General features: G+C 66.7%; 20 protein-coding genes. 15 read left to right on the forward strand and 5 right to left on the reverse strand.

The window, feature by feature from the left end:
- The first annotated feature begins 3 nt into the window (after positions 1–3).
- The 3 genes from aceF to lpdA (ACSFA5_RS21805) are packed head-to-tail and all read left to right on the forward strand — an operon-like array spanning position 4 to position 4,093.
- Positions 4–1,677 carry a dihydrolipoyllysine-residue acetyltransferase gene (gene aceF / locus ACSFA5_RS21795; RefSeq protein WP_435446127.1) on the forward strand — a complete coding sequence of 558 codons (1,674 nt, stop codon included), beginning with the start codon at positions 4–6 and terminating at the stop codon, positions 1,675–1,677.
- Positions 1,674–2,267 carry an Ntn hydrolase family protein gene (locus tag ACSFA5_RS21800; protein WP_435446128.1) on the forward strand — a complete coding sequence of 198 codons (594 nt, stop codon included), beginning with the start codon at positions 1,674–1,676 and terminating at the stop codon, positions 2,265–2,267. The genes aceF and ACSFA5_RS21800 overlap by 4 nt, the downstream gene beginning before the upstream one ends.
- Complete coding sequence (gene lpdA / locus ACSFA5_RS21805) at positions 2,264–4,093, forward strand: dihydrolipoyl dehydrogenase (protein WP_435446129.1); 1,830 nt, start codon at positions 2,264–2,266, stop codon at positions 4,091–4,093. The genes ACSFA5_RS21800 and lpdA (ACSFA5_RS21805) overlap by 4 nt, the downstream gene beginning before the upstream one ends.
- Positions 4,094–4,171: 78 nt before the next feature.
- Here lpdA (ACSFA5_RS21805) and ACSFA5_RS21810 read toward each other — a convergent pair whose 3' ends face one another.
- Positions 4,172–4,747, reverse strand: coding sequence for a C40 family peptidase (locus tag ACSFA5_RS21810; RefSeq protein ID WP_435438589.1), 576 nt, complete (start codon positions 4,745–4,747; stop codon positions 4,172–4,174).
- Positions 4,748–5,036: 289 nt separating this feature from the next.
- On the opposite strand from ACSFA5_RS21810, the gene ACSFA5_RS21815 reads away from it, so the two are divergent.
- Positions 5,037–6,119, forward strand: coding sequence for a PQQ-dependent sugar dehydrogenase (locus ACSFA5_RS21815; protein WP_435446130.1), 1,083 nt, complete (start codon positions 5,037–5,039; stop codon positions 6,117–6,119).
- A gap of 18 nt (positions 6,120–6,137) precedes the next feature.
- Here the strand turns inward: ACSFA5_RS21815 and ACSFA5_RS21820 are convergent, their stop codons facing one another.
- The gene (locus ACSFA5_RS21820; RefSeq protein ID WP_435446131.1) at positions 6,138–6,932 is read right to left on the reverse strand and encodes an alpha/beta fold hydrolase; all 795 of its coding nucleotides are present in this window, start codon (positions 6,930–6,932) and stop codon (positions 6,138–6,140) included.
- Positions 6,933–6,942: 10 nt separating this feature from the next.
- Positions 6,943–8,574 carry a 4-hydroxyphenylacetate 3-hydroxylase family protein gene (locus ACSFA5_RS21825; protein WP_435446132.1) on the reverse strand — a complete coding sequence of 544 codons (1,632 nt, stop codon included), beginning with the start codon at positions 8,572–8,574 and terminating at the stop codon, positions 6,943–6,945.
- Between the two features lie 112 nt (positions 8,575–8,686).
- Between ACSFA5_RS21825 and ACSFA5_RS21830 the strand changes: the two genes are divergently transcribed.
- The 8 genes from ACSFA5_RS21830 (at position 8,687) to ACSFA5_RS21865 (ending at position 19,633) form a co-directional block, all read left to right on the forward strand.
- Positions 8,687–9,337, forward strand: a complete 651-nt coding sequence (locus ACSFA5_RS21830; RefSeq protein ID WP_435446133.1) for a TetR/AcrR family transcriptional regulator — start codon at positions 8,687–8,689, stop codon at positions 9,335–9,337.
- A 34-nt stretch (positions 9,338–9,371) separates the two neighbouring features.
- Positions 9,372–9,977, forward strand: a complete 606-nt coding sequence (locus tag ACSFA5_RS21835; protein ID WP_435446134.1) for an isochorismatase family protein — start codon at positions 9,372–9,374, stop codon at positions 9,975–9,977.
- Positions 9,978–10,125: 148 nt separating this feature from the next.
- On the forward strand, positions 10,126–12,039 hold the full coding sequence (locus ACSFA5_RS21840) for a propionate--CoA ligase (RefSeq protein WP_435446135.1): 1,914 nt from the start codon (positions 10,126–10,128) through the stop codon (positions 12,037–12,039).
- 179 nt (positions 12,040–12,218) lie between these two features.
- On the forward strand, positions 12,219–15,098 hold the full coding sequence (locus tag ACSFA5_RS21845) for a 2-oxoglutarate dehydrogenase E1 component (RefSeq protein WP_435446136.1): 2,880 nt from the start codon (positions 12,219–12,221) through the stop codon (positions 15,096–15,098).
- Between the two features lie 54 nt (positions 15,099–15,152).
- Positions 15,153–16,415 (forward strand): 2-oxoglutarate dehydrogenase complex dihydrolipoyllysine-residue succinyltransferase, encoded by a 1,263-nt coding sequence (gene odhB / locus ACSFA5_RS21850; protein ID WP_435446137.1) that lies wholly within the window; start codon positions 15,153–15,155, stop codon positions 16,413–16,415.
- A gap of 14 nt (positions 16,416–16,429) precedes the next feature.
- Positions 16,430–17,860, forward strand: coding sequence for a dihydrolipoyl dehydrogenase (gene lpdA, locus ACSFA5_RS21855; RefSeq protein ID WP_435446138.1), 1,431 nt, complete (start codon positions 16,430–16,432; stop codon positions 17,858–17,860).
- Between the two features lie 13 nt (positions 17,861–17,873).
- Positions 17,874–18,974, forward strand: a complete 1,101-nt coding sequence (zapE, locus tag ACSFA5_RS21860; protein WP_435446139.1) for a cell division protein ZapE — start codon at positions 17,874–17,876, stop codon at positions 18,972–18,974.
- The gene (locus ACSFA5_RS21865) at positions 18,971–19,633 is read left to right on the forward strand and encodes a hypothetical protein (protein ID WP_435446140.1); all 663 of its coding nucleotides are present in this window, start codon (positions 18,971–18,973) and stop codon (positions 19,631–19,633) included. Before zapE ends, ACSFA5_RS21865 begins: the two co-directional genes overlap by 4 nt.
- Before the next feature lie 28 nt (positions 19,634–19,661).
- Here ACSFA5_RS21865 and ACSFA5_RS21870 read toward each other — a convergent pair whose 3' ends face one another.
- Complete coding sequence (locus ACSFA5_RS21870; RefSeq protein ID WP_435446141.1) at positions 19,662–20,432, reverse strand: PP2C family protein-serine/threonine phosphatase; 771 nt, start codon at positions 20,430–20,432, stop codon at positions 19,662–19,664.
- A 107-nt stretch (positions 20,433–20,539) separates the two neighbouring features.
- Between ACSFA5_RS21870 and ACSFA5_RS21875 the strand changes: the two genes are divergently transcribed.
- Entirely contained in the window at positions 20,540–20,743 is a 204-nt protein-coding gene (locus ACSFA5_RS21875) for a YdcH family protein (RefSeq protein WP_435446142.1), read from the forward strand.
- Entirely contained in the window at positions 20,740–22,824 is a 2,085-nt protein-coding gene (locus ACSFA5_RS21880) for a DNA repair helicase YoaA (protein ID WP_435446143.1), read from the forward strand. Before ACSFA5_RS21875 ends, ACSFA5_RS21880 begins: the two co-directional genes overlap by 4 nt.
- 30 nt (positions 22,825–22,854) lie before the next feature.
- Here the strand turns inward: ACSFA5_RS21880 and ACSFA5_RS21885 are convergent, their stop codons facing one another.
- Positions 22,855–23,661 carry an outer membrane protein assembly factor BamD gene (locus ACSFA5_RS21885; protein ID WP_435446565.1) on the reverse strand — a complete coding sequence of 269 codons (807 nt, stop codon included), beginning with the start codon at positions 23,659–23,661 and terminating at the stop codon, positions 22,855–22,857.
- A gap of 50 nt (positions 23,662–23,711) precedes the next feature.
- Between ACSFA5_RS21885 and ACSFA5_RS21890 the strand changes: the two genes are divergently transcribed.
- Positions 23,712–24,710: an RluA family pseudouridine synthase gene (locus ACSFA5_RS21890; RefSeq protein WP_435446144.1), complete on the forward strand. Its 999-nt coding sequence runs from the start codon at positions 23,712–23,714 to the stop codon at positions 24,708–24,710.
- Positions 24,711–24,735: the final 25 nt, after the last annotated feature.

Here is a 24,735-nt window from a genome sequence, read left to right on the forward strand (position 1 = left end):
GATATGGCAGCAGTGGAAGTAAAGGTGCCGGACATCGGCGATTTCGATGAAGTCGCGGTGATCGAGGTGCTCGTGAAGGTGGGCGACACGGTCAAGGCCGAGCAGTCGCTCATCACGGTCGAATCGGACAAGGCCTCGATGGAGATCCCGTCGTCGACGGCGGGTGTCGTCAAGGAAATCAAGGTCGAGGTCGGCGGCAAGGTCAAGCAGGGCTCGGTGGTGCTCGTGCTCGAGGCTGAAGAGGCGGGTGCTGTCGCTGCGCCTGTGCCAGCCCCGGCTGCGGCGCCCGCCGTCGCCGCGCCCGCGCCGACGGCTGCAGCGCCTGCGCCGGCCGCAGCGCCTGCCGCCTCGGGCCCGATCGAGATCAAGGTCCCCGACATCGGCGAATTCAAGGACGTCGCGGTCGTCGAACTGCTCGTGAAGGTCGGCGACACGGTGAAGGCCGAGCAGTCGCTCATCACGGTGGAGTCGGACAAGGCCTCGATGGAAATCCCGTCGTCGGGCGCCGGTGTGCTCAAGGAGCTCAAGGTCAAGGTCGGCGACACCGTCAACATCGGCGACCTGATCGCCGTGCTCGAAGGTGCGGCCAGTGCCGCAGCGCTTGCGCCTGCGCCTGCACAGGCTGCGGCGGCCGCACCGGCCACCGCAACTGCCAGCGCTGCGGCACCCGCCGCCGCTTCGCCGGCACCCGCCGCGAGCCCGGCCGCCGCGGCGCCACACGACCCGACCACGACGCCCAGCGGCAAGCTGCCGCACGCCTCGCCGTCGGTGCGCAAGGTCGCCCGCGAACTCGGCGTGCCTCTCGACGAGGTCAAGGGGTCCGGTCCGAAGGGCCGCATCACGCAGGACGACGTCCAGAGCTTCACCAAGGCCGTGATGAGCGGCCAGGCCAGCACCAAGGCTTCCGCGGCCAAGGCACCGGCCGGTGGTGGCGACGGCGCCGCGCTGGGCCTCATTCCCTGGCCCAAGGTCGACTTCACGAAGTTCGGCACGGTCGAGCGCAAGGACCTGTCGCGCATCAAGAAGCTCAGCGGCGCGAACCTGCACCGCAACTGGGTGATGATTCCGCACGTCACCAACAACGACGAAGCCGACATCACCGAGCTCGAGGCCTTCCGCGTCTCCACCAACAAGGAGAACGAGAAGTCGGGCGTGAAGGTCACGATGCTGGCCTTCGTCATCAAGGCGGTGGTCTCGGCGCTGAAGAAATTCCCCGAGTTCAACACCAGCCTGGACGGCGACCAGCTGGTCTACAAGCAGTACTACAACATCGGCTTCGCGGCCGACACGCCCAACGGCCTCGTGGTGCCGGTGCTGAAGGATGCCGACAAGAAGGGCATCCTGCAGATCAGCCAGGAGATGGGCGAGCTCGCCAAGAAGGCGCGCGACGGCAAGCTCGGCTCGGGCGACATGCAGGGCGGCTGCATGTCGATCAGCTCGCTCGGGGGCATCGGCGGCACGCACTTCACGCCCATCATCAACGCGCCTGAGGTGGCCATCCTCGGCCTCTCGAAGGGCCAGATGAAGCCGGTGTGGGACGGCAAGCAGTTCGTGCCGCGTCTCACGCTGCCGATGTCGCTGTCGTACGACCACCGCGTGATCGACGGCGCCCTGGCTGCGCGTTTCAACGCCTACCTGGGCCAGGTGCTCGCGGACTATCGCCGAATCCTGCTATGACCACCGTAGTGGCCGTCCGCAAGGGCGGCCAGGTCACGATGGCAGCCGATTCCCTGGTGACCTTCGGCGACACGCGGCTCTCGCACCGCGCCGAGGCGAACCAGAAGATCTTCACCGTCGAGGAGGCGGCGGGCCAGAGCCTGTTCGCCGTGGCCGGCGCTGCTGCGCACTTCCTGGTGCTGCAGCATGCGCTGGCCGCGCAACCGCGCGAGCAGTTGCTGTTCGGCAGCAAGCACGAGATCTTTCGCACCTTCACGCGGCTGCATGCGGTGCTGAAAGACTCGTTCTTCATGCAGACCAAGGAAGACGAGCACGAGCCCTACGAGTCGAGCCAGTTCACGATGCTGATGGCCAACCAGAGCGGCATCTACGGCGTCTACAGCTACCGCGAGGTGTTCGAGTTCAAGCAGTTCTGGGCCATCGGCTCGGGACGCAGCTTTGCTCTGGGCGCCATGCACGCGGCATATGACATCAAGTTGCGCACGTCGCGCGACGTGGCGGAGGCAGGCATTGCCGCCGCCTGCGAATTCGATCGCAATTCGGCCCCTCCGGTCGACGTTCTCACACTCAAACTGAAAGTGTCCAAATGAGCGAACAACAAATCAAGGTGCCCGACATCGGCGACTTCGACGAAGTCGCGGTGATCGAGGTGCTGGTCAATGTCGGCGACACGGTCAAGGCCGAGCAGTCGCTGATCACGGTCGAATCGGACAAGGCCTCGATGGAGATTCCGTCGTCCGACGCCGGCGTGGTGAAGGCCATCGCCGTGAAGGTGGGCGACAAGGTCAAGCAGGGCTCGGTCGTGCTGACGCTGGAGGTGGACGGTGCCGCTGCGGCCGCGCCTGCGCCTGCTGCACCGGCGCCTGCCCCGGCCGCAGCGGCACCCGCCGCCAAGGCTGCCCCGGCACCGGCACCTGCCGCCGCACCCGTGGCCTCCACCTACGGCGGCAAGATCGATGTCGAGTGCGACGTGGTCGTCATCGGTGCTGGCCCCGGCGGCTACTCGGCCGCCTTCCGCGCCGCCGACCTGGGCCTGAAGGTCGTGCTGATCGAGCGCTACGCCACCCTGGGCGGCGTGTGCCTGAACGTCGGCTGCATCCCGTCGAAGGCGCTGCTGCACGTGGCCTCGGTCATGGACGAGGTCAAGCATTTCGCCGACCTCGGCGTGAGCTTCGCCGCGCCCACGGTCGACCGTGCCAAGCTGCTGGGCCACAAGAACAAGGTGGTGGGCAAGCTCACCGGCGGCCTCACGGCCATGGCCAAGATGCGCAAGGTGACGGTGCTGCGCGGCGTGGGCAACTTCATCGACCCGTACCACCTGGAAGTCGAGGAAAGCACCGGCACCAGCTGGGACACGACCGGCAAGAAGCAGACCGTCAAGTTCCGCAACGCCATCATCGCGGCCGGATCGCAGTCGGTCAGCCTGCCATTCATGCCCAAGGGCGATCCGCGCATCGTGGACTCCACCGGCGCGCTCGAGATGGGCACCGACCCCAAGCGCATGCTGATCCTGGGCGGCGGCATCATCGGCCTCGAAATGGGCACCGTGTATTCCACGCTGGGCGCGCGCCTGGACGTGGTCGAAATGCTCGACGGCCTGATGCAGGGCGCCGACCGCGACCTGGTGAAGGTCTGGCAGAAGATGAACGCGCCGCGCTTCGACAACATCATGCTGAAGACCAAGACGGTGGGCGCCGAAGCGACCAAGGAGGGCATCAAGGTCACCTTCGAGGGCGAAAACGCGCCGAAGGAGCCGCAGGTGTACGACCTGGTGCTGCAGGCCGTGGGCCGCAGCCCCAACGGCAAGAAGATCGGTGCCGAGAAGGCCGGCGTCACGGTGAGCGACCGCGGCTTCATTCCGGTCGACATCCAGATGCGCACCAATGTGCCGCACATCTTCGCCATCGGCGACATCGTGGGCCAGCCCATGCTGGCGCACAAGGCGGTGCACGAGGCCCACGTGGCGGCCGAGGTGATTGCCGGAGAGCAGAAGGGCGACAAGGAGCTGTCCAGCGCCGCGTTCAACGCCCGCGTGATCCCCAGCGTGGCCTACACCGACCCCGAGGTGGCGTGGGTGGGCCTCACGGAAGACCAGGCAAGGGCAGAAGGCATCAAGGTCAAGAAGGGCCACTTCCCGTGGACCGCGTCGGGCCGTGCCATCGCCAACGGGCGTGACGAAGGCTTCACCAAGCTGCTGTTCGACGCCGAGACGCACCGGATCCTGGGTGGCGGCATCGTCGGCACGCATGCGGGCGACATGATCGGCGAGATCGCGCTGGCCATCGAGATGGGCGCGGACGAGATCGACATCGGCAAGACCATCCACCCGCATCCGACGCTGGGCGAAAGCATCGGCATGGCGGCAGAAGTGGCGCACGGCACCTGCACGGACCTGCCGCCGGCGAAGAAGAGCTGATTGCCGCAGGGGGCGCTGACCGAGCGCCCATAAAAAATCCCGCTGCTGCGGGATTTTTTTCGTCTGGAGTTCGAAAGCTCAGTCGCCGGTGCGGGCCAGGGCCGCGGCCTTCACTTCGTCCGCCGGGCCGCCGAGCACGCGGCGGGCGCCGTCGAAGCGGCGTTGCCAGTAGCTGCCGTTCATGTCTTCCACGCGCACCTGGGCGCCGGAGCGGGGGGAGTGGATGAACTTGCCTTCGCCGACGTAGATGCCGACATGGCTGAAGGCGCGGCGCATGGTGTTGAAGAACACGAGGTCGCCAGGCTTGAGCTGGCTGGCGTCGATCTTCTCGGTGGCGGCGGCTTGCTCTTCGGCGCGACGGGGGAGCATGTGGCCGACCGTCTGGTTGTACATGGCGCGGACGAAGCCGCTGCAGTCGAAACCCGATTCGGCGGTGTTGCCGCCGCGGCGGTACGGAACGCCGAGAAAACCGATGGCCGTGACGACCAGGTCGGACGTGCGCTCCGTGACGGTCTGGCGAACCTGCTTGAGCTGCCCGATCAGGCCCTTGTCGGCCAGCATTCGTGCCAACTCGTCGTCGGTTTTATCCTGTTGAGGGGCTGCGTGAACAGCGACGGCAAAGAGGAGAGACGCGGGTAGGACGAAAAAACGCATGGCGCGTAGGATATTGATGACGCGCGGTTATGTCAATTTAAAAAGAATGAGCAAAAGCGTATGTAAGTCATTGATTTACATTGAAATTTTCGATTCGGCTCAAGAAAAAATGTAACGGCGAACGTTTATTGACCATAAGCGGTTGACCGTCAGTGGACCTTCTCGCTGCGGGTGGATTCCGGCCATGCCTGGATCGAGTGGCTATCTTTCGTCAAGATCGCACCAACTCCCAGGAAAAGCCATGAACTTTCGAAGCAAGCCATTTTTTCGTCCTTCAGGCGCCCTGGCGATGCTCCTGGGAACCGGTTTCTGCAGCATCGCCTTGGCACAGCCGGCACCGGAAACCGTCGCGTCGGGTCTGGAAAATCCATGGGGTGTCACCTTTCTGCCGGGTGGCCGCTTCGTGGTTACCGAGAAACCGGGCCGCCTGCGCATGATCGCGGCGGACGGCAAGGTGGGCGCACCCATTGCGGGCCTGCCGCGCATCGCCGCCAGCGGACAGGGCGGTTTGCTCGATGTGCTGGCCGACTCGGGCTTCGAGAAAAACCGCACGCTGTACTTCTGCTTCTCGGAGCCCGCCGCCAGCGGCGCGGCCAACAGCACCGCGCTGGCACGCGCCGATCTGTCGGCCGACGGCACGAAGCTCGAGGCGCTGAAAGTCATCTTCAGCCAGCAACCCAAGGTGGCCAGCAGCGCGCACTTCGGCTGCCGCATCGTCGAGGCGCGCGACGGCACGCTGTTCCTCACGCTGGGCGACCGCTTCAGCCGCAAGGAAGACGCGCAGAAGCTCGACAACCACTTGGGCAAGGTCGTGCGCATCGCCAAGGACGGCACCGTGCCCAAGGACAACCCCTTCGTCGGCAAGGCGGGCGCGCTGCCCGAGATCTGGAGCTACGGCCACCGCAACGGGCAGGGCGCCGCGCTCGCGCCCGACGGTCGCTTCTGGATGACCGAGCACGGCCCGCAGGGCGGGGACGAAATCAACACTCCGCTGGCCGGGCGCAACCACGGCTGGCCTGTCATCACCTACGGCGAGAACTACGGCGGCGGCAAGATCGGCGACGGCATCACCGCGAAAGACGGCATGGAGCAGCCGTTGCACTACTGGGTGCCGTCGATCGCGCCGTCCGGCATGGCGTTCCTGAACAGCAACCGCTATGGCGCGGCCTGGAAGGGCAACCTGTTCGTCGGCTCGCTCAAGTTCGGCTACCTCGACCGCATCGAACTCAAGGACGGCAAGGTGGTGGCGGAGCACAAGCTGCTGGCCGACGGCCGGGCCCGCATCCGCGATGTGAAGCAGGGCCCGGACGGGCTGCTCTACGTGCTCACCGACGAGGCCGACGGCAAGCTGCTGCGCCTGAAGCCGAACTGAGCCGTCGCCGGCTGTGCTTCAACCGGGGCAGCCCGGCAGCGGCAAGGTCGGCAGCATGCGCTGCCACAGGCGCGTCCACTGCGGCCAGTCATGGCCGCCTTCGGTCGTGAAGACGCGCTCCGGCGGCAAGGCCGCGGCCAGCAGGCGGTGGCTGAAGACGAAGCGGTCTTCCGTGCCGTAGCCCAGGTAGAGCGGCGGGCGCGCGCCTGCGGTTTGCGTGTAACCCGCATAGCCGCGCAGCCATTGCCACAGCTGGGTTTCGTTCGGTGTGCGCGGGGTGCCGGCCGCTGCGTCGACCAGCGGGCCGCTCCACTTCACAAGGCCGCCTGCGTTGGCGATGTCCGTGCCGAGCACGCGTTCGCCCAGGTACGGCGCAAGCGTGACCAGGCCGGCCAGCTCGCCGGGGTGCGTCTGCGCATAGAGCAGGCCGCCGAAGCCGCCAAGCGAAATGCCGACGAACCAGATGCGCTGGTAGCCCTGGCTGCGCGCGGGTGCCACCACGTCCGCGCTCAGGCGTTCGAGGATGGTCTTGTCGTTGTAGTAGCCGATGTGCGCGTCGACCAGCATCACGTCGGCGGCGATGCGGTTGTCGCGCACGGCACGCACGAAGCCTTCGCGTTCGAACTCGTCGGGCGTCGAGTACAGGCCGGGGAGCATCACCAGCAGCGTGTCGGCGCTGCGGGTGCAACTGCTCTTGTCGAGCGAAGTCGCCAGCGGCACGGAGGCTTCGCGCATCCCGCCGCACGCCGCGACCAGGAGCGCCGCGCCCAGGCCCAGTGCCGCCAGGCACAACCGTTTCGAGATGAACTTCATGCGCGCAAGTCTAGGCGCGCAACGAGCTTGGCAGGTCGACCATCACCGGTTGCCCCGGCGTCGTGCAGCCCGTGTCGCAGCACTTGCCGGGCTGGCGGTTGCGGGTGATGGCGCGGCCCGGGTCGTGCGGCGCGGCGGCGGGCGAGCCGTCGGCGGCAATGCCGCGCTCGAGGATGCGCTCGACCAGTTCCACCTTCGAGCCGACCGGGTAGTTGCGCCAGATCTCCTGCTTCATGGCCGCCGGCGAGCCGCCGCCGTGCAGGCTGATCACGCTGTACCAGCCGCCCTGGTAGCCGGCCGTGAGGTCTTCGATGAAGCGGGCGGTCTCGATGCGCTGTTCGTACGGAATGGCCGGGTTGGCGCGCAGCACCTCCGACAGGCGGGCGGCGGTCTCGGGGTTGTGGTCTTCGTCCGGGCCGGGCAGGGTGACGATCAGGCCGCCGCTCACGTAGTGCGCGATGCGGTGCATGTCGTAGATCTTGGTGGCCAGCAGCAGCTTGCCGATGTTGCTGAACACCGGGTCGGGCATGAACACCTCGCAGTGTTCGTCGGCTTTGCCGTACACGCTGGCCGCCACGCCGCAGGCGAAGAAGCTCTCGGTGATGGTGATGAGCTCCACCATCTGCTCGCGCAGGTGGCTTTCCTTGCCCGGGTCGAAGCCGTTGGCCTCGCACATCAGCGCGCCGGCGCCGATCAGCAGGTCGCCGAAACCCGCGCGGGCGCCGATGCAGCTGTGGCGGTGGTGGGTGGCGTAGCTGTAGGTCAGGTGGCCCGAATGCTCCCAGGTGCCGTTGTCGCCGGCGTAGAACACCCGCTCCCACGGCACGAAGACACGGTCGAACATGCACACGCCGGTGCTCTGGCCGTACTTGCGGCTGAAGAGGGCGTCGCCGTGCTCGAGCTTCTCTCCGGGCCTCCCGGCCGGGCGCGCCACGATGGTGAGGCCCGGTGCATCGAGCGGCACGGCGCAGCACACGGCGAAATCGGCGTCTTCGCGGCCCATGTTGCGGCAGGGCATGACCAGCAGTTCGTGCACATAGGGCGCGCCGGTCACGATGGCCTTGGTGCCCGAGATGACGATGCCGCGCGCGTTGCGCTCGACCACGTGCAGGTAGCTGTCGACGTTGGCCTGCTCGTGCGGCCGACGGCTTCGGTCGCCCTTGGCGTCGGTCATGGCCACGCCCAGCGTCAGGTCCTGGTCCTGCACGCGGTGCAGGTACTCGTGGAAGCGGGCGGTGTGCTCGGTGCTGCCGCGCGCGTCGTCGATGCGCGCCGACACCTGGGCAATGGCGTTGAGCGCGTCGTGCGTCAGGTAGCGCTGCGCGCAGCCGGTTTCCTGGCAGACCAGACGCACCGCTTCTAGCTTGTTGAGCAGGTCGCCCGAGCCGGTGTTGATGTGGGACAGCCGGTTCACCCGCTTGCCGCTGGTGTGCTGCACGGCCGTCATCAGCGGCTCGTATTCCTTTTTCAGGGCGTAGTCGTAGGTGAGGGCGATGGCATTGATGCCGGGCTGGAACGCGGGCTCGTCGGCCACGCAGTCGACGCGGCGGCCGTCCACGAACACCGTGGGGCGGTAGCGGCGCAGCGATTCGCGGTAGTCGGCGCCGGACATGAGGGCGGCGGCGGGAAGCGGGGCATTCATCGTGTTGTCTCCGAAGTTCGTGTTCTGGTCACGAATTTGAACACTGTTCAATTTTTCGATCAATGCTTAAAAAATCGAAGGGGCACTGGGTCACGGGGCTATAGTCCCGCCGATGCAAGCCAAGCTCCAGCGCCGCCAGGCGCTCACCGACGTCCGCCGCGCGCTCGTGCTCGACGCCGCCCGCGCCGTGTTTCTGGACGCCGGTATCGAAGGCGCGAGCGTGCGCGAAATTGCCCGAAAGGCCGGCTATACGCCAGGCGCGATCTACTCGTACTTCGAGAGCAAGGAAGCGATCTACGCGGCCCTGCTCGACGAATCCATCCAGCGGCTGCAAACCGCGGTGGCCGACGCGCCGCCGACCGAGGGTCACCCCGACCTGACGCTCGCCGCCAAGGCCCAGGCCTGGTTCGATTTCTACGCTGCGAACCCGCGCGAGCTCGACCTGGGCTTCTATCTGGTGCAGGGCATGCGGCCACGCGGGCTGACCAGCGAGCTCGACCACGAACTGAACGACCACCTGCACCAGGCGCTGCGCCCCTGCGAAGACGCGCTGCAGGCGATGGGGCTGGCGGCAGACCTTGCCTTGCAGGAGAACACCTCGCTGTTCGCGCACGGCGTCGGCCTGCTGCTGATGCAGCACACGGGTCGCATCCGCATGTTCAGGCAGTCGGCCGACGCGCTGTTCAAGACCTACGTGGCGCAACTCGTCGGGCGCATCGGCGGCGCGGCGGGCGCAGGCGGTGTTTTCGGTGGTACGGTTTAGCCCCGTCCAAACTCCCCCAAGAAAGAACCTGTTCATGCTGCTCGACGCTTCGCAATCCCAACTCGTGCTGATCGACTACCAGGCGCGGCTGATGCCTGCCGTCTTCGAGAACGAGGCCGTTGCGAAGAATGCGGTGCGCCTCGGCAAGCTGGCGCAACTGGTCGAGGTGCCCGTCTGGGGCACCGAGCAGAACCCGTCCAAGCTGGGCGAGAACCTGCCGGACATTCGCGCGCTCTGCAGGAAAACGCTGGCCAAGATGCATTTCAGCGGCGTGGAAGAGGGGCTCGGCGAATGGCTGCGCGCGCCGGCCAAGGCCGCGCCGCAGGGCAATGCCCGCAGCCTGCCCAAGCACCTGCAGAAGCCCCAGGCTGCGGCCGAAGAGCGCAACACCATCGTGATCGCAGGCTGCGAAGCCCATGTCTGCCTGCTGCAGACGGCGCTCGATCTGCTGGAAGACGAGTTCGATGTCTGGGTCGTCACCGACGCCTGCGGCTCGCGCACCGAGCGCAACCGCGACGCCGCCTTCGACCGGCTGGCCGGTGCCGGTGCCGAGCTGGTGACCACCGAGATGGTCGGTTTCGAATGGCTGCGCACTGCCGAGCACCCGGCATTCCATGAGCTGCAAGCGCTGATCCGCTGAGCTGAAAGCAGCCCGCGCAGGCGGGCCGGAGCGGGCAGCACCCGGTTGTAGCGGCCGTCAGCTTGCTGCAAGATCGGTCTCCATAATTATGAATTCAGTTTTGGCGGAGCCCGCCGGAACGGAATGCACATGAACAGGAGACAACCCGATGAGCCGCTACGAAGAATTCCATCGCCAGTCCGTCGACGCGCCCGAGGCCTTCTGGGCCGAGCAGGCGAAGCTGATCGACTGGCACACGCCCGCGCAACAGATCCTCGACGCCAGCAACCCGCCGTTTGCGCGCTGGTTCGTGGGCGGCACGACCAACCTGTGCCACAACGCCGTCGACCGGCATCTGTCGACGCGGGGCGACCAGCCTGCGCTGATCTTCGTTTCGACCGAAACCGGGGTCGAGCAAAGCTACAGCTTCACCGAGCTGCACGCCGAGGTACAGCGCACCGCGGCCAGCCTGATCGAGCTGGGCGTGGGCAAGGGCGACCGCGTGCTCATCTACATGCCGATGATTCCCGAGGCCGCCTTCGCCATGCTGGCCTGCGCGCGCATCGGGGCGGTGCACTGCGTGGTGTTCGGCGGTTTTGCCAGCGGCTCGCTGGCCACGCGCATCGAGGACGCCGAACCCAAGGTGATCGTGAGCGCCGACGCGGGCTCGCGCGGCGGCAAGGTCATCGCATACAAGCCGCTGCTCGACGAGGCGATCCGGCTGTCCGCGCACAAGCCGTTGGCGGTGCTGCTCGCCGACCGAGGTCTTGCTGCTATGAGTCTGGTAGCAGGACGCGACCATCTGGCGGCCGAGTTGCGGCAAAAGCACCTGAATTCCGAGGTGCCTTGCACCTGGCTGGCCTCGACCGACATCAGCTACACCATCTACACCAGCGGCACCACCGGAAAGCCCAAGGGCGTGCAGCGCGACGTGGGCGGCTACGCCGTGGCGCTGGCCGCGAGCATGAAGCACATCTTCGACGGCCGGCCCGGCGAAACGTACTTCTCGACCAGCGACATCGGCTGGGTGGTGGGTCACAGCTACATCGTCTACGGCCCGCTGATCGCGGGCATGGCGACGATCCTGTACGAGGGCCTGCCCACGCAGGGCATCGACCAGCAGCCCGACGGCGGCATCTGGTGGCGCTTGGTCGAAAAGTACAAGGTGACGGTGATGTTCAGCGCGCCCACGGCCGTGCGCGTGCTCAAGAAGCAGGACCCGGCGCTGCTGAAGAAATACGACCTGTCGAGCCTGCGCGCGCTGTTCCTGGCGGGCGAGCCGCTCGACGAGCCCACCGCGCGCTGGATCAGCGAGGGCCTGGGCGTGCCGATCATCGACAACTACTGGCAGACCGAATCGGGCTGGCCGATGATCACCATCGCCAACGGCGTCGAGCCCAAGGCCAGCAAGTTCGGCAGCCCCGGCGTGCCGATGTACGGCTACCGCATCAAGATCCTGCACGAGTCGACCGGCGAGGAACTGACTGGCGCCAACGAGAAGGGCGTGGTCGTGGTCGAAGGCCCGACGCCGCCCGGCTTCATGCAGACCATCTGGAAAGACGACGCGCGCTTCGTCGATACGTACTGGAAAAGCGTGCCCGGCAAGATGGTCTATTCGACCTTCGACTGGGGCATTCGCGACGCCGACGGTTATTTCTACATCCTCGGGCGCACCGACGACGTGATCAACGTGGCGGGCCACCGCCTGGGCACGCGCGAGATCGAGGAGAGCATTTCCGGGCACGCCAACGTGGCCGAGGTGGCGGTGGTCGGGGTGGCCGACGCGCTGAAGGGGCAGGTGGCGATGGCCTTCGTCGTGCCGAAGGACGGCCTCGCCGTGACCGATGCGCAGGCGGCGCTCAAGCTCGAAGGCGAGATCATGAAGGTGGTGGCCGACCAGCTCGGCGCGCTCGCGCGGCCCGCGCGCGTGCGTTTCGTGGGCGGCCTGCCCAAGACCCGCAGCGGCAAGCTGCTGCGCCGCGCCATCCAGGCCGTGTGCGAGCAGCGCGACCCCGGCGACCTGACCACCATCGACGACCCCGCGACGCTGCAGCAGATCAAACAGTTACTCTCTTCCCCCTGAGTTAGACCGCAAGGGGGTTGCACGGCCCCTTTGAATCGTCATATGGTTGACGTGGCACAATGCCAAGGTACTCAGGCCCTTCCCCAGCCACAGTCGCATCCGCCAATCGGTTCAGCCGTGTCGCGGAAGGTTTCTTAACCAGCTAGTGCTTCCTTCAGGGAAGCGAAGGTCAGCGGATCATGAGCGATTCCTCCTCTACGCCATCGGCGTACAGCGCCTATCAAGGCAACACCTACCTCTTCGGCGGCAATGCGCCCTATGTCGAAGAGATGTACGAAAACTACCTCTCCAACCCCGGCAGCGTGCCCGACAACTGGCGTTCGTATTTCGATGCCCTGCAGAACGTTCCCGCCGCCGACGGCACCAACTCCCGCGATGTCCCGCATCTGCCGGTCATCAACGCCTTCGCCGAACGCGCGAAGCAGGGCACGACCAAGGTCGTGGTGGCCAGCGGCGCCGACTCCGAACTCGGGCGCAAGCGCACCGCCGTCCAGCAGCTGATCGCCGCCTACCGCAACGTCGGCGCCCGCTGGGCCGACCTCGATCCGCTCAAGCGCGCCGAGCGTCCGTCCATTCCGGAGCTCGAGCCCGCGTTCTACGGCTTCACCGACGCCGACCTCGAGACGGTGTTCAACACCAGCAACACCTTCTTCGGCAAGGACACCATGTCCCTGCGCGACCTGCTGAACGCGTTGCGCGAGACGTACTGCGGCACGATGGGCGCCGAGTACATGTACACCACCGACCACACGCACAAGCGCTGGTGGCAGCAGCGCCTCGAAAGCGCCCGCACGAATCCCAAGCTCAGCGCCGAGCAGAAGAAGCACGTGCTCAACCGCCTGACCGCGGCCGAAGGCCTCGAGCGCTTCCTGCACACCAAGTACGTCGGCCAGAAGCGCTTCTCGCTCGAAGGCGGCGAGAGCTTCATCGTCTCGATGGACGAGCTGATCAACCAGGCCGGCGTCAAGGGCGTGCAGGAAATCGTGATCGGCATGGCCCACCGCGGACGCCTGAACGTGCTGGTCAATTCGCTCGGCAAGATGCCGGCCGACCTGTTCGCCGAGTTCGACCACACCGCCCCCGAAGAACTGCCCAGCGGCGACGTCAAGTACCACCAGGGCTTCAGCTCGGACGTGACCACCCCCGGCGGCCCGGTGCACCTGAGCCTCGCGTTCAATCCGTCGCACCTTGAAATCGTGAATCCCGTGGTCGAAGGCTCGGTGCGTGCCCGCATGGACCGCCGCGGCGACCCGCTGGGCAAGCAGGTGCTGCCTGTGATCGTGCACGGCGACGCGGCCTTCGCAGGCCAGGGCGTCGTGATGGAAACGCTGGCACTGGCCGAGACCCGTGGCTACTCCACCGGCGGCACGGTGCACATCGTCATCAACAACCAGATCGGCTTCACCACCAGCGACCCGCGCGACAGCCGCTCGACGCTGTACTGCACCGACATCGTCAAGATGGTCGACGCGCCGGTGCTGCACGTGAACGGCGACGACCCCGAAGCCGTGGTGCTCGCCACGCAGCTCGCGCTGGACTTCCGCATGGAGTTCCAGAAGGACGTGGTCGTGGACATCATCTGCTTCCGCAAGCTGGGCCACAACGAGCAGGACACCCCCTCGCTCACCCAGCCGCTGATGTACAAGAAGATCGCCCAGCACCCCGGCACGCGCAAGCTGTACGCCGACAAGCTGGCCACGCAAGGCCTGGGCGACACGCTCGGCGACGACATGGTCAAGGCGCAGCGCGCGGCCTTCGACGAAGGCAAGAACACGGTCGACCCCGTGCTCACCAACTTCAAGAGCAAGTTCGCCGTCGACTGGAGCCCCTACCTCAACAAGAAGTGGACCGACGCCGGCGACACCGCCATTCCCTCGAGCGAGTGGAAGCGCCTGGCCGAGAAGATCACCACCGTGCCGCAAGGCTTCACGGTGCACCCGCTGGTGAAGAAGGTGCTGGACGACCGCGCCGCCATGGGCCGCGGCGACGTCAACGTCGACTGGGGCATGGGCGAGCACATGGCCTTCGCCTCGCTGGTGGCTTCGGGCTACCCGATCCGCCTGTCGGGCGAAGACTCGGGCCGTGGCACGTTCACGCACCGCCACGCGGTGCTGCACGACCAGAACCGCGAGAAGTTCGACACCGGCACCTACACGCCGCTGCAGAACGTGGCCGAGAACCAGGCCCCGTTCGTCGTGATCGACTCGATCCTGTCGGAAGAAGCCGTGCTGGCGTTCGAATACGGCTACGCCTCGAACGACCCCAACACGCTCGTGATCTGGGAAGCCCAGTTCGGCGACTTCGTGAACGGCGCGCAAGTGGTGATCGACCAGTTCATCGCCTCGGGCGAAGTGAAGTGGGGCCGCGTCAACGGCCTGACCATGATGCTGCCGCACGGCTACGAAGGCCAGGGCCCCGAGCACAGCTCGGCACGCCTGGAGCGCTTCATGCAGCTGAGCGCGGACACCAACATGCAGGTGGTGCAGCCCACCACGGCCAGCCAGATCTTCCACGTGCTGCGTCGCCAGATGGTGCGCAACCTGCGCAAGCCTTTGGTCATCCTCACGCCGAAGTCGCTGCTGCGCAACAAGGACGCCACCTCGCCGCTGACCGAATTCACCAAGGGCAGCTTCCAGACCGTCATTCCGGACAGCAAGGGCCTGAAGGCCGAGAAGGTCAAGCGCCTGGTCGCCTGCTCGGGCAAGGTCTACTACGACCTGGCCAAGAGGCGCGAGGAGCAGGGCACCGACGACGTGGCCATCATCCGCGTGGAGCAGCTCTATCCGTTCCCGCACAAGGCGTTTGCCGCGGAAATCAAGAAGTACCCCAACCTCGTGGACGTGGTGTGGTGCCAGGACGAGCCGCAGAACCAGGGCGCCTGGTTCTTCGTGCAGCACTACATCCACGAAAACATGCAGGACGGCCAGAAGCTCGGCTACTCCGGCCGTGCCGCTTCGGCATCTCCGGCGGTGGGCTACTCGCACCTGCACCAGGAACAGCAAAAGGCGCTCGTGGATGGCGCGTTCGGCAAGCTCAAGGGCTTCGTGCTGACCAAGTAAAACCCGTTCCTTTTCACACGAACACCCTCAAGAACAAAACGGAGCTCACTCCACATGTCTATCGTAGAAGTCAAAGTCCCCCAGCTTTCCGAATCCGTGGCCGAAGCCACCATGCTCACCTGGAAGAAGAAGGTCGGCGACGCCATCGCCGTCGATGAAATCCTGATCGAGATCGAGACCGACAAGGTCGTGCTGGAAGTGCCCGCGCCTTCGGCCGGCGTGCTGACCGAGATCGTGCAGCCCGATGGCGCCACGGTGCTCGCCGAGCAGGTGATCGCCAAGATCGACACCGAAGGCAAGGCCTCGGCAGCCGCACCGGCAGCTGCTGCTCCCGCGGCCGCCCCGGCCGCTGCAGCACCGGCAGCCGCCGCTGCTGTCGCCACCGGTGGTTCGAAGTCCGACGTTGCCATGCCCGCCGCAGCCAAGCTGCTGGCCGACAACAACCTGAAGACCGGTGACGTGTCCGGTACCGGCAAGGACGGCCGCGTCACCAAGGGCGACGTGCTCGGCGCGGTCGCCTCGGGTGCCAAGCCCGCTGCCGCCGCCATCCCCGCGCCGGCCGCCAAGCCCGCCCTGCAACAGGTGAGCGCACCCACCGGCGCGCCCGACCTGGGCGAGCGCCCGGAACAGCGCGTGCCGATGAGCCGCCTGCGCGCCCGCATCGCCGAGCGCCTGCTGCAATCGCAGTCGACCAACGCCATCCTGACCACGTTCAACGAAGTGAACATGGCACCCGTCATGGACCTGCGCAAGCGCTTCCAGGACAGCTTCACCAAGGAACACGGCGTGAAGCTCGGCTTCATGTCCTTCTTCGTGAAGGCCGCGGTGCATGCGCTGAAGAAGTACCCGGTGATCAACGCATCGGTCGACGGCAACGACATCCTGTACCACGGCTACTTCGACATCGGCATCGCCGTCGGTTCGCCGCGCGGCCTGGTGGTGCCCATCCTGCGCAACGCCGACCAGATGAGCTTTGCCGACATCGAGAAGAAGATCGCCGAGTTCGGCAAGAAGGCGCAAGACGGCAAGCTGGGCATCGAAGACATGACCGGCGGCACGTTCTCCATCTCGAACGGCGGCACCTTCGGCTCGATGCTTTCGACCCCGATCATCAACCCGCCCCAGTCGGCCATCCTGGGCGTGCACGCCACCAAGGACCGCGCGGTGGTGGAGAACGGCCAGATCGTGATCCGTCCGATGAACTACCTGGCCATGAGCTACGACCACCGCATCATCGACGGCCGCGAAGCCGTGCTGGGCCTGGTCGCCATGAAGGAAGCGCTGGAAGACCCGTCGCGCCTGCTGTTCGACATCTGAGGCGAAAGAACCAGATGGCAAACAAACAATTCGACGTCGTCGTCATCGGGGGCGGCCCCGGCGGCTACATCGCCGCGATCCGCGCCGCTCAACTCGGCTTCAACGTGGCCTGCATCGACGAGTGGAAGAACGCCAAGGGCGGCCCCGCGCTCGGCGGCACCTGCACCAACGTCGGCTGCATTCCGTCGAAAGCGCTGCTGCAGTCGTCCGAGCACTTCGAGCATGCCGGCCACGGCTTTGCGGACCACGGCATCAACGTGTCGGGCCTGTCGCTCGACATCGACAAGATGCTGGCCCGCAAGGACCAGGTCGTGAAGCAGAACAACGACGGCATCACGTACCTGTTCAAGAAGAACAAGATCGCGTCCTTCCACGGCCGTGGCTCGTTCGTGAAGGCCGCCGACGGCGGCTACGAGATCAAGGTGGCCGGCGCCGCTGAAGAAACCATCGTTGGCAAGCACATCATCCTGGCCACGGGCTCCAATGCCCGCGCGCTGCCGGGTGCTGCGTTCGACGAGGAAAACATCCTCTCCAACGACGGCGCGCTGCGCATGGGCGGCGTGCCCAAGAAGCTGGCGCTGATCGGCTCCGGCGTCATCGGCCTCGAAATGGGTTCGGTGTGGCGCCGCCTCGGTTCGGAAGTCACGGTGCTCGAAGCGCTGCCGACCTTCCTGGGCGCGGTGGACGAGCAGATCGCCAAGGAAGCCAAGAAGGCTTTCGACAAGCAGGGCCTGAAGATCGAGCTCGGCGTGAAGGTCGGCGAAATCAAGTCCGGCAAGAAGGGCGTGTCCATCGCCTGGACCAACGCCAAGGGCGAAGCCCAGGTGCTGGACGTCGACAAGCTGATCGTGTCGATCGGCCGCGTGCCCAACACCATTGGCCTGAACCCCGAAGCCGTGGGCCTGGCGCTCGACGAGCGCGGTGCGATCAACGTCGACGGCGACTGCAAGACCAACCTGCCCAACGTGTGGGCGATCGGCGACGTGGTGCGCGGCCCGATGCTGGCGCACAAGGCCGAGGAAGAGGGCGTTGCCGTGGCCGAGCGCATTGCCGGCCAGCACGGGCACGTCAACTTCAACACCGTGCCCTGGGTCATCTACACGCACCCGGAAATCGCATGGGTCGGCCAGACCGAGCAGCAGCTCAAGGCCGAAGGCCGCGCCTACAAGGCCGGCACCTTCCCGTTCCTGGCGAACGGCCGCGCACGCGCGCTGGGCGACACGACCGGCATGGTCAAGTTCCTGGCCGACGCCACGACCGACGAGATCCTGGGCGTGCACATGGTGGGCCCGCAGGTCAGCGAGCTGATTTCCGAAGCCGTCGTGGCGATGGAGTTCAAGGCCAGCGCCGAAGACATCGCACGCATCTGCCACGCGCACCCGTCGCTGTCGGAAGCCACGAAGGAAGCGGCACTCGCCGTGGACAAGCGCACGCTGAACTTCTGATCCGCCGTTTCTCTTGACCAGCGTCAAACAGGCCTATGAGGCGGAGCTCGCCGCGCGCGGGTTCCACAGCGATCCCGCGCAGCTGCATGCCGTGGAGGCGCTGGACCGCTGCGCCAACGAATGGGCCGAGTACAAGGCCCAGCGTTCGAATGCGCTGAAGAAGTTCATCAACCGGCCGGAGCTTCCGCGCGGCGTCTACATGTACGGTGGCGTCGGGCGGGGCAAGAGCTTCCTGATGGACCTCTTCTTCAACGCCGTGCCGCTGCGGCGCAAGACGCGCTTGCACTTTCACGAGTTCATGCGCGAAGTGCACCGCGAGCTGCGCGAACTGCAGGGCACGGTCAATCCGCTCGACGAACTGGGCTTGCGCATCTCCAAGCGCTACAAGCTGATCTGCTTCGACGAGTTCCATGTGGCGGACATCACCGACGCGATGATTCTTCATCGCTTGCTGGCGTCGCTGTTCGAGAACGGTGTGGGTTTCGTCACCACCTCGAACTTCAAGCCCGACGACCTGTATCCGGATGGGTTGCACCGCGACCGCATCCTCCCCGCCATCGCGCTTCTGAACGAGAAGCTCGAGGTGCTGAGCGTGGACAACGGCACCGACTACCGGCGCCGCACGCTCGAACAGCTGCGCATGTACCTCACGCCCAACGATGCGGCGGCCGACAAAGAAATGCGCAAGGCCTTCGACAAGTTGGCCGAGACGGCCGACGAGAGTCCGATCCTGCACATCGAGCAGCGCGAGATCCGCGCGCGGCGCAAGGCCGGCGGCGTGGTGTGGTTCGATTTCAAGACGCTGTGCGGCGGCCCGCGCTCGCAGAACGACTATCTCGAGATCGCGAGCCAGTTCCACACGGTGCTGCTGTCCGACGTGCCGCACATGCCGGTGCGCATGGCCTCGGAGGCACGCCGTTTCACGTGGTTGATCGACGTCTTGTACGACCGGCGCTGCAAGCTCATCATGTCGGCAGAGGTTCCGCCCGAGGCGTTGTACACCGAGGGGCCGCTGGCGCACGAGTTTCCGCGCACGGTCTCCCGGCTCACTGAAATGCAGTCGAGCGAGTTTCTTGCCCTGGAACGCCGCATCGTCGACACCCGACTCACATGAAAAAAATCGTCCTTGCCCTGCTCATGACATTGGCCAGCCTGCCGCTGTGGGCGCAGTTCAACGCCGCGGCGGGCACCACCGACCTCGAGGTCGAGAAGCGCAGGCTGTCGACGGAGCGCGAGGCCGTGGAGAGGCGCTTCGTGGAAGAGCGGGCTGTCTGCTACAAGAAGTTCGCGGTGGAAGACTGCCTGCGTGAGAGCCGTGAGCGGCGCCGCAAGGAAGCCGACAACATCAAGCGCCAGGAAACCGCGATCAACGACATCCAGCGACAGCGCAGCGGCGCGGCCGAACTGCAGAAGCTCGACCAGAAGGCCGGCCAGCAGCGTCCGCAGGACACGCGCGAGAAGCAGGAGCAGTCGAGCCAGGCCCAGAAAGACCGCGAGCAACGCGCGGCCGACCACGCCACCAGCCGGGCCGAGACGGCGGCACAGGGCGCGGAGCGTGAACGCCAGCTCGAGTCCAAGCTGAAGGCCCATGCTGACGAGCAGGCCAAGGCGGCCCAGCGCCGCAGCGAGGCGCCCGCCGTCGTGCAGCGTTTTCAGGACAAGCAGAAGCGTGCCGAGGAGCATCGGGCCAGCCGGGAGCGCCAGAACGCCGACCGCAGCAAGCCGCGCGGTGCGCCGCTGCCGACGCCTGCGGCTTCGTCGCCCGCGCCCTGAGTTCCAGGGCTGGCGGGCGATCAGCCGCTCAGGTGGCTGCCGGAAGCGCTTCGATCTTCAGCACCGCGATCGAGAGGTTGTCGCCGGTGCCGCGGGCCCGGCGCCGCGCCTCGCCGACCAGGATCTCAGCTGCGTCGCGCGGCGGATGCGCGTACAGCACGCTCGCCAGTTCTTCGGGGGTGAAGTAATGCCACAAGCCGTCGCTGCACGCCATCAGCAGGTCGCCGGGCGCCAGTTTCGGGATGTAGTACGGGTCGACCGGCGGCGGCGTGGTCGTCATGCCCAGGCAGCCGAGCAGGATGTTGCCCTGAGGGTGGATGTTGGCCTCGGCCTCGGTGATCTGGCCGCGGTCGATCAGCACCTGCACGTACGAATGATCGCGCGTGCGCCTGACGAGCTCGCCGTCGTGGAAGTGATAGATGCGCGAATCGCCTGCATGAATCCAGGCGCAGTCGCCTTTGGGGTTCATGAGGAAGGCCGCCAGCGTGCTGTGCGGCTCCTGTTCGCTGGACACGGCGGTGAGCTTGATGACGGTGTGCGAGTCTTCCAGGATCTGCTTGAGCACGGCCTGCGGGTCGTCGCGGCCGGGCTGGTAGCGCGTGAAGAGCTGGCGTGCCGTCATCAGCACCTGGTCGGAGGCCTTGCGGCCGCCGCTGCGCCCGCCCATGCCGTCGGCCACCACACCGAGCACGCAGCCCGGCACGCGCGGGTGACTCATCACCAGCACCTGGTCTTGTTGGTACGGCCGGTCTCCCTTGTGGAGTCCGGTGGCCGCGGCAAGTCGAAAGCCTTGAGTCATGAGGCATAGGCGCCTGAGGCGCGTGTTTCTGTCGTCGCTGGGATTCGTGTCAGGACGTATTATCGAATGAACATGCGCCGCGAAAAATCAGTGTGCGCGCCCCACCGTTGGACTCCAATCTTCACTCCCTTTCCCGTCAACTGATCGAACTGCGCATCGAGCATGCCGATCTCGACGCCTCCATCGACCGCTTGTCCGAGAGCTCGCCGCAAGACGAGCTGCTGCTGCGGCGCCTGAAAAAACGCCGCCTTGCGCTGCGTGACCAGGTTGCGCGCCTGGAGAACGTGCTCGACCCGAAAGAGCCCGCGTGACCGGCGCGCTCGAGGACAAGGTGCGCGACGCCTTCGCGCAGGGCGGCGTGCTGTCGCGTGCCGCCGAGCAGTTTCGCGAACGCTCGGGCCAGACCGAGATGGCCATCGCCGTGGCCCGCACCATCGAAGAGGGCGGTGTGCTGGTGGTCGAGGCGGGCACGGGGGTGGGCAAGACCTTCTCGTACCTCGTGCCGGCCTTGCTGAGCGGCGAGCGCGTGCTGCTCTCGACCGCCACCAAGACCTTGCAGGACCAGCTGTTCGGCCGCGACCTGCCGCGCCTGGTCGAAGCCTTCGGCCTGCCGGTGCGCACGGCGCTGCTCAAGGGGCGGGGCAGCTACCTGTGCCTGCACCGGCTGGACATGGCGCGCCACGACGCATCGCTGCCGGAGCGCGGCAGCCTGCGCACGCTGGCCAAGATCGAGCAATGGTCCAAGGCCACGCGCACGGGCGACCTGGCCGAGCTGCCGGGCCTGGACGAGCGCTCGCCGCTCATTCCGCTGATCACGTCCACGCGCGAGAACTGCCTGGGCGCGCAGTGCCCGCAGTTCAAGCCCTGTCACGTCAACCTGGCGCGGCGCGAGGCGCTGGCGGCGGACATCGTGGTCATCAACCATCACCTGTTCTTCGCCGACCTTGCCGTGCGCGAGACGGGCATGGCGGAGTTGCTGCCGACCGTGAGCGTGGTGGTGTTCGACGAGGCGCACCAGCTCAACGAAACCGGCGTCCAGTTCCTCGGCGCGCAGCTCGGCAGCGGCCAGGCGCTCGATTTCGCGCGCGACATGCTCGGCGCGGGGCTGCAGCACGCGCGCGGGCTGGTCGACTGGCAGCAGCTGGCCGCCGGCGTCGAACGCGCCGCACGCGAGCTGCGCCTGGTGGTCGGCAAGCAATGGCCCGGGGCCAAGCTGCGCTGGCTGGGCGCGTCGCCGGAAGGGGTCGATCCCGATGCATGGCAGCGCGCGCTCGACGATCTGCAGCATTCGTTCGAAACGGCGGCCGAAGGGCTCGCCACGGTCAGCGAGATCTCGCCCGACTTCGTGCGGCTGCACGAGCGAACCCGCCAACTCGCCAAGCGAGCCGCGCGCTTCGCGCTGCCTTGCGAAGTCGACTCGGTGCGCTGGGTCGATGTGGGCTCGCAGCTGCGGCTGATCGAGTCGCCGCTCGACATCGCCGAGGCGATGCGCAAGCGGGTGCTCAAGATCGTGGACGATCAGGCCGACCTGGACGGTGACGATGACGATGACGACGGTCTCGATGCCTACGGTGAACGCCAGGCGAGCGAGACGCCGGGGCAGGGAAACGGCGGCCGCGCCTGGGTCTTCACCTCCGCCACATTGGGCGACGAGCCCACCTTGCGCTGGTTCACCGAACCCTGCGGCCTGCAGGACGCGCAGGTGCTGCGCGTGCACAGCCCCTTCGACTACGCCTCGCAGGCAGCGCTCTATGTGCCGCGCGCCTTTCCGAAGCCCAACGACCCTTCGCACAGCCAGAAGGTCGCGCAACTCGCCGCGCACGGCGCCACCGAACTCGGCGGGCGTACGCTGGTGCTGACCACCACGCTGCGGGCCTTGCGCACCATCGGCGATGCCATGAAGCAGCAGTTCGAGCTGCTCGATGCCGCGCTGCGGCCCGAGGTGCTGGTGCAGGGCGAGCTGCCCAAGCGCGTGCTGATGGACCGCTTCCGCGAAGGCGCGAGTGCCGGGCGCGCGGGCTGTGTGCTGGTGGCGTCGGCGTCGTTCTGGGAGGGCTTCGATGCGCCGGGCGATGCGCTGCAGCTGGTGGTGATCGACAAGCTGCCGTTTCCGCCGCCGAACGATCCGCTGGTCGAGGCGCGCTCGCAGCGCCTCGAGGCGCAGGGCCGCAGTTCGTTCGCCGACTATTCGTTGCCCGAAGCGGCGGTTGCGCTCAAGCAGGGAGCAGGGCGGTTGATCCGGCGGGAAACCGACAGCGGCGTGCTGGCGATCTGCGATACGCGCCTGGTCGCAATGGGTTACGGCCGCCGGTTGCTGGCGGCGCTGCCGCCGATGCGGCGGCTCGAAAACGAGTCGGATTTCAACGACGCGCTGGACGCGCTCAAGAATTGACCTGAGCGCGCCACGGCGCGTATTCCGGCTTTACCAGACCTTCCACCAAGGGTCGTCCTTGCCCTTGAAACCGTTCGCAAGGTAGGTGCTTTGCGGATAGTTGGTGGTCAACACGCGCTGTGCGTCGTCGCGCAGGTCCTTCATGCCGAGGGCGTCGTACGACTTGACCATGATGAACAGGGCTTCCTCGAGCGCCGGCACTTCGCGGTAGTCGGCCAGCGCGATCTGCGCGCGGTTGATGGCTGCCAGGTAGGCGCCGCGCGAGTAGTAGTAGCGCGCCACGTGAACCTCGTACTGCGCGAGCGAGTTCACGATGTAGTTCATGCGCTGGCGCGCGTCGGGCGCGTAGCGCGAATCGGGGAAGCGCGTGGCGAGGTCCTTGAAGGACTCGAACGATTCCTTGGCGGCCTTCTGGTCGCGCTCGGACAGGTCCTGGCGCGTCAGGAAGGCGAACATGCCCAGGTCGTCGTTGAAGTTGATCACGCCCTTCAGGTACAGCGCGTAGTCGAGCGCGGGGCTCGCCGGATGCAACTTCATGAAGCGGTCGATGGTCGAGATGGCGGCGGCCTTTTCACCCGATTTGTACTGGGCGTAGGCCTTTTCGAGCTGGGCCTGCTGAGCGAGCGGCGTGCCGGCGGCGCGGCCTTCGAGCTTCTCGTAGAGCGGCACAGCCTTGTCGTAGGCACCCGAACCGGCTTCCTCCTTGGCTTCGGAGTAGATGCGGTTGGGACTCCAGTTGGCGGTCTTGTCGACGGAGGTCGACGAGCAGCCAGCTGCCAGCAGAGCCGTCGCGCTGAGCGCGATCCAGGTGGGGACCGATAATTTGGCGCGAAACATCACATACGGCTTTCGTGAAACAGTTACCCTCAATTATATCGGCCGACCCTTTGAGCAATACCCCCGAGTCAGCGGAGGCGGCCGAACTCGACGAGGGCGCCGACCCGATCGAGCCCAGCGAGCTGCGGCCCTTCGTCATCGACGCCGCCCAACACGGCCAGCGGCTCGACCGCGCGCTTGCCGCGCTGGTGCCCGAATTTTCCCGAAGTTACCTGCAGCAGCTGATCGAAGCCGGTGCGGTCGAGGTGCAAGGGCACACGCTCAAAAAGGTCTCGGCCACGGTGAAAGCCGGGCAGGCCGGCCGCATCGAGTTGCGGCCGACGCCTCAGAGCCAGGCTTTCAGGCCCGAGGCGATGGACATCGTCACCGTGCACGAGGACGAGCACCTGCGCATCATCGACAAGCCCGCCGGTCTGGTCGTGCACCCGGCCCCCGGCCATTGGAGCGGCACGCTGCTCAACGGCCTGCTGGCGCTCGACCCCAAGGCCGTGCTGCTGCCGCGGGCGGGCATCGTGCACCGGCTCGACCGCGACACCAGCGGACTGATGGTGGTCGCGCGCACCCGGGCGGCCATGGACGCGATGGTGGCGCTGATCGCCGCGCGCGACGTCAAGCGGCAGTACCTGGCGATCGGGCACAAGCCGTGGGCGGGCGCCGCGGCCCGGCAGGTCGACGCGCCCATCGGCCGCGATCCGCGCAACCGGCTGCGCATGGCCGTGGTCGATCTCGAGCGGAACTCGGGCAAGACGGCGCGCACGCTGATCGAGCGGCTCGACAGCAACACCGAAGCCTGCGCGGTGCGCTGCACCCTCGAAACCGGCCGTACCCACCAGATTCGCGTGCACATGGCGTCGATCGGCCATCCGCTGGTCGGCGACGCGCTCTACGGCGGCGCGCCGGGCGCCGGACTGACCCGCCAGGCGCTGCATGCGTTCAGGCTGGCCTTCGTGCATCCGGTCACGCAGGCGCCGCTCGAGTTCCGTTCCGCGCCGCCGCCGGACCTGGCGCAGGCTTTGCAGTCCTGGGGCCTGGACTACAATCGCGCCTGACGGCCCGAGGGCCTCGCCGGCCACC

Source organism: Variovorax monticola (assembly GCF_051216855.1).
Classification (GTDB): Bacteria; Pseudomonadota; Gammaproteobacteria; order Burkholderiales; family Burkholderiaceae_C; genus Variovorax.